Source organism: Sphingobacterium cavernae (assembly GCF_008520265.1).
Classification (GTDB): Bacteria; Bacteroidota; Bacteroidia; order Sphingobacteriales; family Sphingobacteriaceae; genus Sphingobacterium; species Sphingobacterium cavernae.
This window is the reverse complement of the sequence record NZ_VIQM01000040.1, coordinates 230,031-244,564: the sequence shown is the minus strand read 5'-3', so window position 1 is coordinate 244,564 and position 14,534 is coordinate 230,031. Positions and strand designations below refer to the sequence as shown.

Sequence of the window (14,534 nt, the reverse complement as noted above, 5' to 3'; positions counted from 1 at the left end):
TGGCGAATCTCGTTTACAATCCCTTTATCCACCCTGCTATATCCTCAAGTACTTGTTCATTTATGGTTTCATCAATTTGTGCATATTCCGAAACTTTGCCAGTATTAGCCCTTTGAAATAAGTGATTCATTCCATCGTATTCTTTTAGAACTGTCATTGAATTTTTTGGAAGATTATCGTAATATCCTCTAAGATTCAACGTAGATGGCACTTGTACATCCAACGTTCCAAATGCCCCAAAAACAGGAATATAAATCTTTTTGATAAAATTTGTTGGATCGATGCGCACAAAATAGCGATAAGCTGGAGCTAATAAGGTTAACATTTCTTTTCGAATAGCCGCATTTTTATCAGTCTCCTCCACTATGTTCATATTTTTTTTCAATTGCACATAGGCTTCATCCGTATTCAGATTACTTTTGACTACATCAAAGTTCTTTTTATTGATTTCCTTGGCCATTGCCAACTGGAATTCTGACATTCCTTCTGATTTACCTACACTATACAATTGTTCCACCATCAAATCCCGAATAGGAATTGTAGGAGCAGCCAATGTCACAATAAAAGAAAGATTTGGAACTCCCTGTCCCGCTAACAAATTTGCAATCAAACCGCCCTCACTATGACCAATAATCCCAATCTTATTGATATCAACATTTGGTTGTTTTTTCAAAAAATCCAATGCAGATAACGCATCTTTACTGAAATCATCAATCGTCGACTTTTCAAAAGAGCCACCACTTTTATTTACCCCGCGATCATCGTAACGTAGTACAATAATTCCATTTTGGGTTAAATAATCTGCCAACACTTTAAAAGGTTTGTGTCCAAATAATGTTTCATCGCGATCTTGTGGACCAGACCCTGTAACAAGAATGACGGCTGGATATTTACCTTTTGCTTTGGGTTTAGTTATTGTTCCCGCCAAATTAATGTCAGAATAGATATTGGGAATAACCACATCCACAGTATCATAAGCATAAGGTGGTTTTGGAGTCTGAAATTTCACTGAACTTTTAGGCTGAATGATCACAGCACCTTTTACAAGTACCACAGGAATAGTCATGCCATTTTGAGAAAAATGACCTTTTAATTTATCATCCTCACTATGTTTAAGTTTTAAGCTAATGCCTTTCGGATTATTTAGAAAGATAGAATCACCTTTTACGTCAATCTGGAATGGAATTCCAAATGCCGATTGATCTGGGCTGTCCGCTTTGGCTATCCACTTGCCATCTGTCTGATTGATATGCACTACAAATGATAACTTTTGCACGCCAAAATCCAACTTTCCCGACCAAATTCCAATCAAATCTTGACTAAACCCCACACAAGATTGCAGTACTAAAAAAAGAACTATACTTAAATATTTCATGTCGTTAAAAACGGATTTAAAAATTGTAAAATAGTATTCCAAACAAAAACTAACAGAATAAGTAAGAATACATCCAGTTTACGTTTGCTATTCATTGCAATTTTCATTCCGACTACGAGCAAATAGAAGAAATAGAATAAAAGACTTATCACAACTAGACCAAAACCTACCAAGGTAATCATATGTACCTTCGAAAGTTCTGGAGCTGCAAAACCCTTATCCAATATTTCCAATTCTACAGCAGTAACTGCATTTTGCACAAGAGGCAACACCGTCAAACACAGCATTAGATATAATACGAGATGAGAAACCAATACGACATTTATCACATCGACAAAACGAGTTTTTACATAACGCAGTCTTGCAAATACATACAACATTATTGTATTGCTCAATAATGTAATGGCAATATTGAGAATCGCTTCATACCACAATTGTTTTTGGTTGCTGATTACCTTTAGAGAGCCGAATAGCAAGTGACTGGTATAACTGGAAACTAACCCAGTCAATATCGCAAATACCACACCTATAATCAGTAAATTTCTTTCTCTATAAATTTCAAACGGATTGGTTAAGGTTTTCATGATTTCGTTTTTCTGAATGTTTCGATTATATGCTGTAATTCTTCATGATTCTGCGTACCTATCATTACGCGCGCACCATTTTTAAGCAACAATTGTAAGCCATATTTGCCTTTTGTATTGTAGGCTGTCCCATTTTTACCTACCCGATAACCCCAACCTCCATAATCTGTGATCGAATATTCTTTGATATAAAGATCATCAATATCTTCCCAAAGCCAGACTTTCTTTCGTACAAAAGGGAAAAACTTAATGCTAATTCCTCTTTCGTCAATTTCTGTATGCAAACGAACGAATAAGAAAAATAGAAGAACACACAAAAGAATTCCCAACTCAACATAGTTGGAATTATCAATCTTCCAATCGCTAACGTATATGGATTGTAGCTGCATCATCCATATTAGGACAAATAACAAGATAAGCCACCATGTCCAAAAACTTTGTTTTTCTGTATACACACTATTTCTCATCTCTCAAACTTGTTATTTTCACAATCAAATCATCCAACTTATTGCGAACCGTTGGATAACTTTTTCCCATCTTATTAGCCATTTCTTTTAGACTTCCTGAGCTCACTAAGAACTCTAAAATAAACTCCTGCTCCTCCGTCGACAACTGCATAAATAAAGGCATTCCATATTTACCGAGAACTTCAGTTTCGCAAGTTTGACATACCAATTTGGATACACTGAGTTTTTTTTCACAACTAGGACATTGTACAGGCAACTTCATGTTTATAATATTTTTATAAACAAATATAAAAATAAATTAAATTATATTAAACAATACATTAATATTATTGAATATTTTATTCCAAATATTAAGCCGTAAAGTTGTTTTCTATACTCGAAACCTTATGTTTATATTTGCTAAATTTTAAGTGAATCGAAACATGAGAAAAATTTTAGGATTTATTCTTACCCCAATATTTTATTTGGCTTTTGCCCTTCTGTTGATTATTTTCCATCCTATTCAGTGGGTATGCTTGAAAGTTGGAGGTTATTCAGCGCACAAAAGAAGTGTAGATATCCTTAATTTCTTCTTGACACACTGTAATTATATTCTTTTCAATACAGTTACATTTATTGACAACAAGAATTTACCGCTAAATACACCCATTATTTTCGTTGCAAATCACCAAAGCACGTACGACATACCAGCGATGATTTATTTTCTACGCCGATTTCACGGCAAGTTTATCTCCAAAATTGAGTTAGCAACAGCTGGAATACCGAGCATATCGTTTAATTTGAAACATGGTGGTGCTGCTAATATTGACCGTAAAGATCCAAAACAATCAATTGCAGAAATATTGAAACTGGCGAATAATATGAAACAGAAAAATTGGTCTGCCTTCATATTTCCAGAGGGTACGCGAACGCGAAATGGTAAAATGAAACATTTTAATATTGGCGGGATTGCGACGTTAGTGAAGAAAAATCCAAGTGCATTGATTGTTCCTGTGGCGATCACAGGGTCTTACGAAATGACGAGTTATAGCATGTTTCCCTTAAGACCTTTCACGCCATTGAAGTGGGAAATATTAGATCCATTGAAAACTGAAGGCCTATCTTTGGAAGAAATTGTGCAATTAGCAGAAGATACAGTTCGCGCCAAGGTAGAAGGTTAATTAACCTGTCTGCCCTTCCAATCGTATTTTCCAATATTTCCCGCTACACCTATATAGATGAGGTAAAAAGTATGGATGACCGTCAGAAACGGTAAATATTTAAGTAATTCAGATCTTTTAGCAAAAGATAAAACTGGAATCATAAACAGCAATTCTACAAACATCTTTAAGCCAAATGCCGTCAATAGCCACCCATTTTGAGCAGGCAATAAAACTAGAAATCCCAGCAACGAGCATATTAAAGCCAAATTGAACAACCAAATACAGACACCCAACACAATTACCTTCTTGTCTTTGTACTTTGTACTTTTTGAAGCCCAACGTTTACGTTGACTAATAAACGAAGCCAAATCAGGTTTCGCATCGGTATACACAATTGCTTCACGGGATTTGCAAAAACCAATTCTATCTGCATACTTTTCCGCTACTTTATGCAAGAAAAGCTCATCATCCCCAGACGCCAAATTATCAATCCCTTTGAAACCACCCATTTCAAAAAAAACATCACGACGGTAGGCTAAATTTGCACCGTTGCAAGTCGTTGGATTGCCGTTTCCGATTCCTGCAGCGCCAAGACCAATTAAATACAAAAATTCTAGCGTTTGCAATTCCTCGAATTTCGACTTTTCTTCGGAATAGGCTACTGGCGAAGAAACCAAAAAACTATTGTTTTGATCAAAATAAGCCATAATTGTCCGAATCCAATTGCGTCCCATTCGACAATCCGCATCTGTTGTAACAATTATTTCGCCCGATGCCATTTCTATCGCCTTCGCGATTGCATACTTTTTGTACGAATTGAGCTTATCACCTATTTGCAATTGCAACAATTTGACGCCTCTATCTCCATAAGAACGAACGATTTCGGCTGTTCTATCTGTAGAATGATCATCAACAATGATTAATTCCAATTGTGAAGTGGGATAATTTTGATTTAATATAGCATCAATAGTTCTTGCAATATTTTGCTCCTCATTACGCGCAGCAATAAGAATAGAAACCCTTTTATCAGATGTTTTATCTGCCAAAAAAAATGGAATAGTTGACCATCCTTTGCGCAAATAAATCACGATCAGCACATAAACAAGTGCACAGAGAGTCAGGATGAGATTAAGAATTGTTATCACCAAAATAATTTACATTCAACACAAAAATCGATCCTATGATAGCAGGGAGAATCAGATTCACAAACCAAATAAAAGAAACAATTGCCATCACCGCAATATCTTGCGTCGTAATATAAGCGTACAAATTACTCGCAACAAAGCTGCGCACACTGAAATCAAAAATATCTAACGTGGGTAATGCCGACTGCACAAAGAATAAGATAAAAATCATCAGAATCATTGGAAGTAAAGCTAGATCCGGCAAAATTACTTGCATTAACAATATATATTGTGATGTGAAAATTATAAAACGAATTAAGGAGAGTAATAATACATAACCTAATTGAGAAACATTTACTTCTCTTAGCACATCAAAAAAAGGCTGAATTTTCTGAAGCATTTTAAATCTATTTACTAAGATATCGACCCAATAAACATTGAAATATAACAATATAAAAGCAAGTCCATAAATCGCTGCCAATATCCAAATCCCGAATTGTACGGCAGATGGAGTTTCTAAAAAAGTAGAGACAAACCAGGCAATACCTAACGCACCAAAAACACTAGTTAAAACTAATTGAGCAAACAAACCAACCCCCATTAACACAGCGCCTCTAGCTCTATTTTCTACTTTTAATAGCATAATACGACCGCCGTATTCGCCAATTCTGTTTGGTGTAAAAATAGCCCATGTCAAACCACAAAAAACAGATTTGGCAGCTTTCCAAGTATTCAATTCTTCCAAATCTCTAATCAGATATTGCCATTTAGCAACTTCAAAAAACCAATTTAAAAACATTAGAAAAACAACAACTCCAATTGTCCAATATATAGCAGTGGTATTTATGCTGTTGATTAGATACTTAAATTCTAATAAATTTTTTTGATTATTGATTTTAGTATAAATAAACCAAAATGCCAAACCAACGATAGTCAATTTGAGGGTATAATTGAAATATTTCTTTTGCGTCTTTGTCAGCATTTTCCTTTTGGTCGCACAATTTTAACAATAATTTTATGTAAAACAATCGTAATAGATAAAAAGCCTAAGCAAAACCGTATTTTTGCTGTATGCTAAAACAAAAGGCCAAAGAGCGTGTCATTCTTGGTATCGATCCCGGTACAGTTGTGCTAGGCTATGGTGTAGTGAAAGAAACCGGAAAAAAGGTTTCGCTCGAAACATTAGGTGTGGTGAAAATGGGACATTTGGATGACCATGGCTTGAAGTTGCAACGTATTTTTAAAAAAGTATTGGCTTTGATTGATGAATACAATCCTGATTGTGTGGCCTTGGAAGCGCCATTCTATGGAAAAAACATTCAAGTCATGTTGAAGCTAGGCCGTGCGCAAGGTGTCGCAATGGCAGCAGCACTGAGTAGAGATATTCCGATTTTTGAATATTCGCCTCGTAAGATTAAGCAATCTGTAACAGGTAACGGTAATGCCAGCAAAGAACAAGTGGCTGCGATGTTGCAAACTTTACTAGGATTTAAAGAAACACCCGAATTCTTAGATGCTACCGATGGCTTGGCGGTGGCAGTTTGTCATTCCTTTCAGCAAAACACCACCTCGGGTTCTAAAAGCTATTCGGGCTGGTCTGCTTTTGTCAAAGACAACGAAAACAGAGTACGCTAGATTTGTACCGAACGAACTACGTTTTTTACATTTAATTCTACAATATCCGTCATCGTTTTACAACGGTAATATTGGTCATTAGCATAAATCTTGGCATAACCTTCGCGTAAGCTCCTGATATTTTCTTGCGTAGACAACTCCTGTCCTCTTGAAGCATCCCGCAAATCTTTAATCCGATGGCGCTCGCTGCGCACACGATGAACTATAGATGAACGCTCCTCTTGCTGATACTGCAAAACTGTTTTATCCGTCAAATGCTCCATACACAACTTCACATAGGGGTAACATTCTTTGAAAAATTGTGGCATATAGACCTTCGGATTGCCTTCATAAAATTGCTGATCAAAATCTATTGCACGTATGCGAAATTGAAAATCATCAAAATCTGGTGTTATCTGCATCACAAAATTATAAGCCCGCATATCACCCAACAAAGCTATGGTGCAGCGCTCATTAAATTTCACAAACTCTTTAGCAATACGTGTTTGGTTGTAATCTGGATGCGTAATTCTGGTTTTACTAAATACATCTCCTGGAATACCTACGATATGCTCTTCAACCAAGGTTTCGAAATCATAGAGATAATTCACTTGATTAGGAGACAAAATTTCTTCCAATTCCAAGCCATAGATCCGTGAAGCATCTGCTTGCTTAATATAAAAATAGTCGTAAACATCATTCAGCCTATTAATAATACGAATCCGAAAAGGTCTTGTATTTCCGAAAGCACAATATTCGATGCGATCAATGATTTTGTGTTGCACTATGCGCGTATTTCCCGAAGCTTTCAGCTTGGCATAAATGATTTTCAAGCCATCATACAATTGATCTTGCATGTATGGTGGGTATAAAGGTGTTTCCCAGAAAGTATCGTTGCCAAATTTATCCATAACTGGCACTGTTTCCTGAAAATTCAATAAATCAAAATAAGATATAGGCAATTTTGCATCACGTTGATACATCTTTAAATATTTTGCCAATCCTTGCCCAACCGGATAAATAGGCTTCTTACGTGAAATAATTACATCCTCTATTTCCATCTTCCCTTCACAGTTTATTTTTTTTAATTAAAGCTAATAAATTTTAAACAATGTCATGTTATATAAATATGTTAATTTTAATTTGCATTTATTCAAAAAAACCAAATAAAATATCAAATTTTGTTATTATTTTTGCAAAAGATTCAACCGTTATGGCTAAAAATTGGTTCATTCGCAGAAAGAATATTTTCTGATTGTCTGTAGAATACATCAATCTATTAAAATAACAATTGAGTTTCTGCTCTAACAAAAGCTAAATATCACAATTATCGCGATGGAGTTCGCGGTTGTTGGAAAAAATCACATTCATGGAAAAAAATTATTCTAATTACGATTTAGACAATCTTGATGTTCAAATCTTGTCCATTTTAATGGAAGATGCATCGATTCCATACACTGAAATTGCGAAAAAATTAATTGTATCAGGTGGTACAATTCATGTTCGCATGAAGAAGATGGAAGAACTAGGGATTATTCATGGTTCAAATTTAATTATTAATCCACAGAAAGTAGGATTTGATATTACTGCCTTTTTGGGAATTTACTTAGAAAAAGGATCTCAATATTCGGATGCAGTAGCACAATTGAAAAACATCAAAGAGGTTGTTGAGTTGCATTATTGCACGGGACAATACAGTATGTTTGCAAAAATTGTATGTCGCGATACAGCACATCTTCGTAAAGTATTGAATGAAGATATACAAGGACTAAAAGGTATTCAACGTACAGAAACAATTATCTCGTTAGAAGAAAGTATAAAACGTCAAATTACACTCTAGTGATTGACTTTTAAACAGTTATAAAAGGCGGCTTTGGCTGCCTTTTTTTATGCTGTAGATTATACATTAGACAAATAATTAGCCATATTATTTTTTGTAACTTTGTGCCGTATGTCGGATATTATTCAATTGCTTCCTGATGCAGTAGCCAATCAAATTGCTGCTGGAGAAGTGGTACAAAGACCCGCTTCAGCTGTCAAAGAACTGATTGAGAACGCTATTGACGCTGGTGCGGATCGTATAAAACTTATTGTCAAAGATGCTGGAAAAACGTTAATTCAAGTCATTGATAATGGCTGTGGAATGAGTGTTACGGACGCACGATTATGCTTCGAGCGTCATGCAACCAGCAAAATACGTAAAGCTGAAGATTTGTTTGCCATCCGTTCGATGGGATTTCGCGGAGAAGCTATGGCATCTATCGCCGCTATTGCGCAAGTTGAATTGAAGACAAGACGCATTGAGGATGAATTGGGGACAGTTGTTCAGATTGAAGGTACCAAAGTAGTCAATCAATTTCCAGAAGCATTGCCTGCTGGCACAAGTATTTCAGTAAAAAATCTTTTTTACAATATTCCAGCGCGTAGAAATTTTCTAAAAAGCAATTCTGTGGAAATGCGACACATTATAGACGAATTTCAACGCATCGCTTTAGCTAATCCAGAAATTTTCTTGAGTCTTCATAGTGAAAATAATGAATTGTTTCATTTGACTCCCGGCACTCTAAAGCAACGAATTGTGCATCTTTTTGGGAATAATTATAACCAAAAATTAGTTCCTGTAGAAGAAGAAACTTCGATTATAAATTTAACTGGTTTTATTGGCAAACCAGAATATGCCAAGAAAACTAGAGGTGAGCAATTTTTCTTCGTAAACAAACGCTTTATCCGTGATCCGTACTTGAATCATGCCGTGATGAATGCGTATGAAGAGATTTTACCTTCGGAGACTTTTCCTATGTATGTATTGTTTATCGATATTGATCCATCCAAAATTGATATCAACGTACATCCTACAAAAACAGAGATCAAATACGAGGACGATAAAGCAATCTATGCGATAATTCGTTCTGCCGTAAAACGTTCATTAGGGCGTTATAATATTACGCCATCACTTGATTTTGATCAAGAAACAAGCTTTAGTGGAATGATTTCCTCTAAGCCTATTGATGAAATACAAGCGCCTACAATTACGTTTAATCCAAATTTTAATCCTTTCGAAAGTGAAATCGGTTCTTTAAGGCCTTCAAATAATTCACGATCAAATGATTATAGTTCACGATTCGAACGCGAGGCCGTTCCTAAAAATTGGGATTCACTGTATCAAATCACAGAAACAGAAACAGCTACGCAATTGCCTTTATTGGATAAAGAAGAGCAAGAAACAGATGAGCGACCTGTAATCATTCCGAAAGCAGAATCGAAAAAAAGTTTTTTCCAGATACACAATAGATATATCGTTTCGCAAATTCATTCTGGCATTATGCTGATTGATCAACAAGCCGCGCATGAGCGTATTTTGTTCGAGCAATACAAAGAGCAATTGGAAAATAATCAAGGTAGTAGTCAACAATCTTTGTTTCCGACGACGATAGATTTATCCCCTTCGGATTTTGAGTTGATGGATGATATTCTTCCCGAATTACAAACTTTAGGCTTTCAATTAAGACCTTTCGGAAAAACTACTTATATTGTAGATGGAATTCCAGCAGATTTGGGAAATAATATCAACGAAAAGCAGATTATTGAACAACTTTTGGAAGATTATAAACATAATCGCACAGAACTAAAAGTAGACAAAAGAGACCATCTTGCTAAATCTTTGGCTAAAAGTGCAGCCATAAAAGCGGGAATCGCGTTGAATAACGATGCTATTGAAGAATTAATTGACAAATTATTTGCGTGCGAAAGCCCAAATATATCTGTACATGGAAAACCAACCATCATCACGCTCACACTAGCAGAATTGATGGAAAAATTTGACAAAATTTAATCGTATTAAATTAGATGAATAATATTTTAGGAAACCTTTCGCCTGTAGTCAAAAACTTATTGATAATAAATATCATTTGTTTTGTGGGCACTATGATATTTCCAAATGCAAACCGTTTATTAGGTGTGTATTATCCTGATTCACCATTTTTTGAAGTATGGCAGCCAATCAGCTATATGTTTATGCATGGTGGATTTACACATATGTTTTTTAATATGTTTGCTTTAGTCATGTTTGGACCTGTAATCGAACAAATGTTTGGTTCAAAACGGTTTTTAAACTATTATCTAATTACGGCATTAGGTGCTTTGGTATTACAATACGGCGTTCAAGCTGTTGAAGTTTCTCAAATCATTGGTTCTCCATTTGCAGCAGAATCAATAAATCTAGATTTAGCAGCGAATCGTATTTCATCTCAATTACCGCTTACTGGTGATGAATTAGGGAAATTGGGATCAATATACGCAACTCCAATGGTTGGAGCATCGGGTGCAATATTTGGTTTATTATTGTCATTTGCTTATTTCTACCCAAATATGCCGCTTTACTTTATGTTTATTCCTGTTCCTATCAAAGCTAAATACTTTGTAGGCGGATATATTTTAATCGAAATTTACTTAGGTTTTAATAATTCTGGTTCATCCATAGCGCATCTAGCACATGTTGGTGGTGCTTTATTCGGTTATCTTATGATTAAGATGTGGGGCTATAAAAAAGGATATTATTAACAATGAATAACATGAAAGAGAATGTCTTGAAAACATTTTTAAGAGACACTTACAAAACGACATCCATTATCCCGTATGTTATTACAGGACAAGTTGTCCTATTCATTCTCTTGCATATTTTTGACCTTCTTACCTTTTCGGAGACTACTTCAGTGGATTTGTATAATTTACTGTTAAATAAAACTGTGCTACCTATCGGCATACAAGATTTCATAGCACAGCCTTGGTCATTCTTCGTACATCCTTTTATTTATTCGAGTCTCTGGAATTTACTTTTTGACTGCCTCTGGTTGTATTGGATTGGCAATCTATATTTAAATTTTCTAAGTAAACATCAATTAAACACCGTTTTAATTGGTGGATTAACACTCGGAGCACTATTATTTTTGGCGCTTGGGTTTATTCCCTATTTCAATACGCCAGGATTAACATGGAGTACAATTGCTTTTGGAATTGGTGCTATGATAAGTAGTTTATCGTTATTAGTACCGAATTCCGAACTGCGTCTATTGCTGTTAGGCACAATCAAATTCAAATGGATTGCAGCTGTCTATTTAGGACTTCAATTCGCTTTCTTAGTGACAACAAATAAAGCTGCTGCATTGAGTTATTTAATCGTTGTGTTTGCAGGAATGTTGTTTACGAGACAATTGCAACGTGGAAAAGATTGGAGCTTAATCTTCCAAAGGAAAAACAGCAAACTGAAAGTAGTAAAAGGAAATTTCGCACAAACAAGCAAAACCAAGGATCAGGAATATCCAGATCAACAACAGATTGACCAAATATTAGATAAAATTTCGCTCAAAGGCTATGAAAGTCTTACTCCTCGAGAGAAAGAAATGCTATTTCGCGCGAGCAAAAAAGGAGATTGATGAAAAACCAACCGTTTTTACGTAAGAAAAAACTCGGTTTCTTTAGCAAGACAGTTTTTACGGCTAATGTTTTGGCTGTAGTAGCTTTGCTATTGAGTTATTGTGCTTCTTTTATTGACCCACGCGAATTTTGGATTATTGCATTCTTTGGACTAGCTTATCCACCCATTTTATTTATCAATTGTGGCTTTATTGTTTATTGGCTTTTACGTAAAAAACGAAATGCATTATTAAGTCTACTTGCGATTGTAGCTGGCTGGTCTTTCCTAACTCAACATATAAATTTTAAAAATAAAAACGATAAAATTCTTATCAAAGCGGATACAATCGTTCGTGTCATGAGTTTTAATGTGCACCTCTTTCAACATTACGACAACAAAAAAAATAAGTTTAGGGAAGAAACAATTGAATTCGTACGAACTATAAATCCCGATGTAGCCTGCTTCCAAGAATTTTACAGTAGACTAAAAGGTTCTAAACAATTTACAAAAACACTTAGAGACGAAGGGGACTTTGAGGATTATTACTTCGAACCCTTCCAAAAAAATGATTACGAAGGATATGGACAAGCCATATATTCGAAATATCCGATAATCAATTCAGGAGCGATAGAAGAAAATGGATATGGTGTTAACCGTATTATCTTCGCAGATATCAAACGTGAAGCAGATACGCTACGCGTGTACAATGTGCATTTACGCTCCTTTGCATTGCAAGAAGAAGATAAAGACTTCATTCAAAAATCTCCAACCGAACAGGTGAAAAACGAAGAGCAAACTAAGAAATTAGGGCGTAAATTAAAAAGAGCGTTTACGAGTCGCAGTAATCAGGCGAGCACACTGGTCAAACACATTTCAAGCTGTCCATATCCTTATATTGTAATGGGCGATTTTAACGATACGCCAATGTCCTACAGTGTCAATCTTTTAAGTAAGAATATGAATAATGCTTTTCAAGAAAAGGGGTTTGGTTGGGGAGTGACCTATTTCGGCATTTTACCCATCTTCCAAATTGATTATATCATGACTGACAAGAGGATTAATATAGATGATTACGGTATTCTTAAGGAAAAATTATCCGATCACTACCCTATTTGGGCCGATTTGATTTATTAAGAAGCAGCATCAGTAGGCGCGGGACGCAAAAGCAACAATCCAACTTCCACAAAATTATCATATCTATTTTTAACCTTGAAATAAGCTTCTCTGCCAAAATAATAACGTCCAACTATTGCTTCTATATCCGATTGAATAAGTTTTAATAGATCACGTTTCTTACGTTCGCTGATCACGAGACCACGTTGTTTCAGGTATTCTATAAACGTATCATATTCTTGCTGTGGAAGTCTATAACCTTGCAGGAAATTCTCAATTGAATATGCGGGCAACAGCTTTGTAAATCTTTCGTAGACGAACTGCTCGATATAACTGGATTTCAGAATTTCTTGGTACAACAGGCTAGTCGCATTGGAATCGATATTTATAGTCACATCTGGACTAATACCACCTCCACTGAATAATTCACGCCCTGCCAAAGTTTTGAAAATTTGATTGCTGGTATATGTTGTATCCAAAGCCCACAATCCTCTATACATAGTCACATAATCAACCATATTAGACCAGTTTGCCGTATACTTGCGTTGAATAGATCGTCCTAAAGGCGTATAATAACGGGAAATACTCAAATTAATGCGTGAACCATCCAAGAAATCAAATTGCTCCTGCACAATGCCTTTCCCGTAGGAACGACGTCCTACGACAGTAGCGCGATCCCAATCTTGCAATGCACCCGCAACGATTTCTGAAGCGGAAGCCGAAGATTCGTTAACTAAAACAACCAATTTACCGGATGCAAAATTTCCATTTCCATCTGAAAAATATTCCCTCTTTGTCTCATGAGCACCCTGCGTGTACACCAATAGCTTCTTATCCGCGAAAAATTCACTTGCTATTTTTATGGCAATGTGAAAATAACCACCACCATTATCTCTCAAATCTAAGATTAAATTACTAGCACCCTGTTTCTTAAGTTCGGTAATGGATGTTTTAAATTCATCGGCAGTCTTCAGACCAAACCGTCTAATTTTCACATAACCAATTTGCGGTTCCAATAGATACGAAGCATCGATAGAACTCACATTGATCTGGTCCCGCTTCACTTTAAACAATTGGTTCGATGGCGCGTTTTCTCTATTCACGTATATATTTACGACAGAGCCTTTCTTGCCACGCATCAATCGATCAACAACTTTTTGTCCAATGTTTCGTCCAGAAACAAATGTCGTATCAATACGAATTATACGATCACCTACTTTCAAACCTGCTTTTTCTGCGGGACCATTTCCCACCACACCAACGACCAGTAAAGTGTCATTGAGATTAAAAAAATCTAAACCTATACCTTCGAAAGTACCTTCTAAAAGTTCATTTTGATTTTTGGACTCATTAGGAACTAAATACGTGGAATATGGATCAAGGTGCGAAATAATGTGGTTTATTGCGCCATTCTGCAAAGAATCCAAATCAATACTATCCACATACGAGTTTGACAGCAAATCAAGAACTTGCTGGATTTTGTACGAATTATCCGAAAGTCCAATCGGCACAAGCGATACACCTGGATTGTTATTCTGTTGCGCAACGTAATTTTGCCCCAGTATCAATCCGAGTAAAAGCGTAGCAGCATAAGTAGCAGCTACAAATAGATTCCTTCCAGTACCTTTTTGCATGAAATAAACGCGTGAGCAAAAATAACAGTTAATTCTATTTAATGTATAGATAATTCAATATTTATTAA

At 35.7% G+C, this 14,534-nt stretch carries 15 protein-coding genes; 7 read left to right on the top strand and 8 right to left on the bottom strand.

Annotated features, from left to right (window positions below):
* Positions 1-13: 13 nt before the first annotated feature.
* From FLS47_RS08605 to FLS47_RS08590, 4 genes are read right to left on the bottom strand one after another with little or no spacing between them, the layout of a single operon-like run.
* On the bottom strand, positions 14-1,375 hold the full coding sequence (locus FLS47_RS08605; protein ID WP_149913958.1) for an alpha/beta hydrolase family protein: 1,362 nt from the start codon (positions 1,373-1,375) through the stop codon (positions 14-16).
* On the bottom strand, positions 1,372-1,959 hold the full coding sequence (locus FLS47_RS08600; RefSeq protein ID WP_149913957.1) for a hypothetical protein: 588 nt from the start codon (positions 1,957-1,959) through the stop codon (positions 1,372-1,374). Before FLS47_RS08600 ends, FLS47_RS08605 begins: the two co-directional genes overlap by 4 nt.
* Complete coding sequence (locus tag FLS47_RS08595; protein WP_149913956.1) at positions 1,956-2,426, bottom strand: hypothetical protein; 471 nt, start codon at positions 2,424-2,426, stop codon at positions 1,956-1,958. The genes FLS47_RS08600 and FLS47_RS08595 overlap by 4 nt, the downstream gene beginning before the upstream one ends.
* Positions 2,416-2,688: a DUF2089 family protein gene (locus FLS47_RS08590; RefSeq protein WP_149913955.1), complete on the bottom strand. Its 273-nt coding sequence runs from the start codon at positions 2,686-2,688 to the stop codon at positions 2,416-2,418. Before FLS47_RS08590 ends, FLS47_RS08595 begins: the two co-directional genes overlap by 11 nt.
* Positions 2,689-2,848: 160 nt before the next feature.
* Between FLS47_RS08590 and FLS47_RS08585 the strand changes: the two genes are divergently transcribed.
* A complete protein-coding gene (locus FLS47_RS08585) occupies positions 2,849-3,586 on the top strand; it encodes a 1-acyl-sn-glycerol-3-phosphate acyltransferase (protein ID WP_149913954.1) in 738 nt (245 codons plus the stop codon).
* Here the strand turns inward: FLS47_RS08585 and FLS47_RS08580 are convergent.
* Together FLS47_RS08580 and FLS47_RS08575 are read right to left on the bottom strand one after the other, a co-directional pair.
* Positions 3,583-4,713, bottom strand: a complete 1,131-nt coding sequence (locus FLS47_RS08580; RefSeq protein ID WP_223225193.1) for a glycosyltransferase family 2 protein — start codon at positions 4,711-4,713, stop codon at positions 3,583-3,585. The two genes, FLS47_RS08585 and FLS47_RS08580, sit on opposite strands and share 4 nt — an antisense overlap.
* Positions 4,697-5,674 carry a lysylphosphatidylglycerol synthase domain-containing protein gene (locus FLS47_RS08575; RefSeq protein WP_223225192.1) on the bottom strand — a complete coding sequence of 326 codons (978 nt, stop codon included), beginning with the start codon at positions 5,672-5,674 and terminating at the stop codon, positions 4,697-4,699. Before FLS47_RS08575 ends, FLS47_RS08580 begins: the two co-directional genes overlap by 17 nt.
* Positions 5,675-5,763: 89 nt before the next feature.
* Here FLS47_RS08575 and ruvC point away from each other — a divergent pair, with 89 nt between their 5' ends.
* A complete protein-coding gene (gene ruvC / locus FLS47_RS08570) occupies positions 5,764-6,327 on the top strand; it encodes a crossover junction endodeoxyribonuclease RuvC (protein ID WP_149913953.1) in 564 nt (187 codons plus the stop codon).
* On the opposite strand, the gene FLS47_RS08565 is transcribed toward ruvC, so the two are convergent.
* Positions 6,324-7,367 carry a hypothetical protein gene (locus tag FLS47_RS08565; protein WP_149913952.1) on the bottom strand — a complete coding sequence of 348 codons (1,044 nt, stop codon included), beginning with the start codon at positions 7,365-7,367 and terminating at the stop codon, positions 6,324-6,326. The two genes, ruvC and FLS47_RS08565, sit on opposite strands and share 4 nt — an antisense overlap.
* 308 nt (positions 7,368-7,675) lie before the next feature.
* Here FLS47_RS08565 and FLS47_RS08560 point away from each other — a divergent pair, with 308 nt between their 5' ends.
* From FLS47_RS08560 to FLS47_RS08540, 5 genes are all read left to right on the top strand, one after another.
* Complete coding sequence (locus FLS47_RS08560) at positions 7,676-8,146, top strand: Lrp/AsnC ligand binding domain-containing protein (RefSeq protein ID WP_149913951.1); 471 nt, start codon at positions 7,676-7,678, stop codon at positions 8,144-8,146.
* A 111-nt stretch (positions 8,147-8,257) separates the two neighbouring features.
* On the top strand, positions 8,258-10,138 hold the full coding sequence (gene mutL / locus FLS47_RS08555) for a DNA mismatch repair endonuclease MutL (RefSeq protein WP_149913950.1): 1,881 nt from the start codon (positions 8,258-8,260) through the stop codon (positions 10,136-10,138).
* 14 nt (positions 10,139-10,152) lie between these two features.
* Positions 10,153-10,866, top strand: a complete 714-nt coding sequence (locus tag FLS47_RS08550) for a rhomboid family intramembrane serine protease (RefSeq protein ID WP_188347392.1) — start codon at positions 10,153-10,155, stop codon at positions 10,864-10,866.
* A gap of 11 nt (positions 10,867-10,877) precedes the next feature.
* Positions 10,878-11,738 (top strand): DUF6576 domain-containing protein, encoded by an 861-nt coding sequence (locus tag FLS47_RS08545; RefSeq protein ID WP_149913949.1) that lies wholly within the window; start codon positions 10,878-10,880, stop codon positions 11,736-11,738.
* Positions 11,738-12,853, top strand: coding sequence for an endonuclease/exonuclease/phosphatase family protein (locus FLS47_RS08540; protein ID WP_149913948.1), 1,116 nt, complete (start codon positions 11,738-11,740; stop codon positions 12,851-12,853). The genes FLS47_RS08545 and FLS47_RS08540 overlap by 1 nt, the downstream gene beginning before the upstream one ends.
* On the opposite strand, the gene FLS47_RS08535 is transcribed toward FLS47_RS08540, so the two are convergent.
* A complete protein-coding gene (locus FLS47_RS08535) occupies positions 12,850-14,466 on the bottom strand; it encodes a S41 family peptidase (protein WP_149913947.1) in 1,617 nt (538 codons plus the stop codon). The genes FLS47_RS08540 and FLS47_RS08535 overlap by 4 nt on opposite strands.
* Between the last annotated feature and the right edge of the window lie 68 nt (positions 14,467-14,534).

Bases quoted from the DNA above. Each gene is read 5' to 3' on its own strand.
- FLS47_RS08540 (WP_149913948.1), top strand. From the start codon at position 11,738: ATGAAAAACCAACCGTTTTTACGTAAGAAAAAACTCGGTTTCTTTAGC.
- FLS47_RS08600 (WP_149913957.1), bottom strand. From the start codon at position 1,959: ATGAAAACCTTAACCAATCCGTTTGAAATTTATAGAGAAAGAAATTTA.
- ruvC (WP_149913953.1), top strand. From the start codon at position 5,764: ATGCTAAAACAAAAGGCCAAAGAGCGTGTCATTCTTGGTATCGATCCC.
- FLS47_RS08560 (WP_149913951.1), top strand. From the start codon at position 7,676: ATGGAAAAAAATTATTCTAATTACGATTTAGACAATCTTGATGTTCAA.
- FLS47_RS08605 (WP_149913958.1), bottom strand. From the start codon at position 1,375: ATGAAATATTTAAGTATAGTTCTTTTTTTAGTACTGCAATCTTGTGTG.
- FLS47_RS08535 (WP_149913947.1), bottom strand. From the start codon at position 14,466: ATGCAAAAAGGTACTGGAAGGAATCTATTTGTAGCTGCTACTTATGCT.
- FLS47_RS08585 (WP_149913954.1), top strand. From the start codon at position 2,849: ATGAGAAAAATTTTAGGATTTATTCTTACCCCAATATTTTATTTGGCT.
- FLS47_RS08590 (WP_149913955.1), bottom strand. From the start codon at position 2,688: ATGAAGTTGCCTGTACAATGTCCTAGTTGTGAAAAAAAACTCAGTGTA.
- FLS47_RS08595 (WP_149913956.1), bottom strand. From the start codon at position 2,426: ATGAGAAATAGTGTGTATACAGAAAAACAAAGTTTTTGGACATGGTGG.
- mutL (WP_149913950.1), top strand. From the start codon at position 8,258: ATGTCGGATATTATTCAATTGCTTCCTGATGCAGTAGCCAATCAAATT.
- FLS47_RS08550 (WP_188347392.1), top strand. From the start codon at position 10,153: ATGAATAATATTTTAGGAAACCTTTCGCCTGTAGTCAAAAACTTATTG.
- FLS47_RS08575 (WP_223225192.1), bottom strand. From the start codon at position 5,674: ATGCTGACAAAGACGCAAAAGAAATATTTCAATTATACCCTCAAATTG.
- FLS47_RS08565 (WP_149913952.1), bottom strand. From the start codon at position 7,367: ATGGAAATAGAGGATGTAATTATTTCACGTAAGAAGCCTATTTATCCG.
- FLS47_RS08545 (WP_149913949.1), top strand. From the start codon at position 10,878: ATGAAAGAGAATGTCTTGAAAACATTTTTAAGAGACACTTACAAAACG.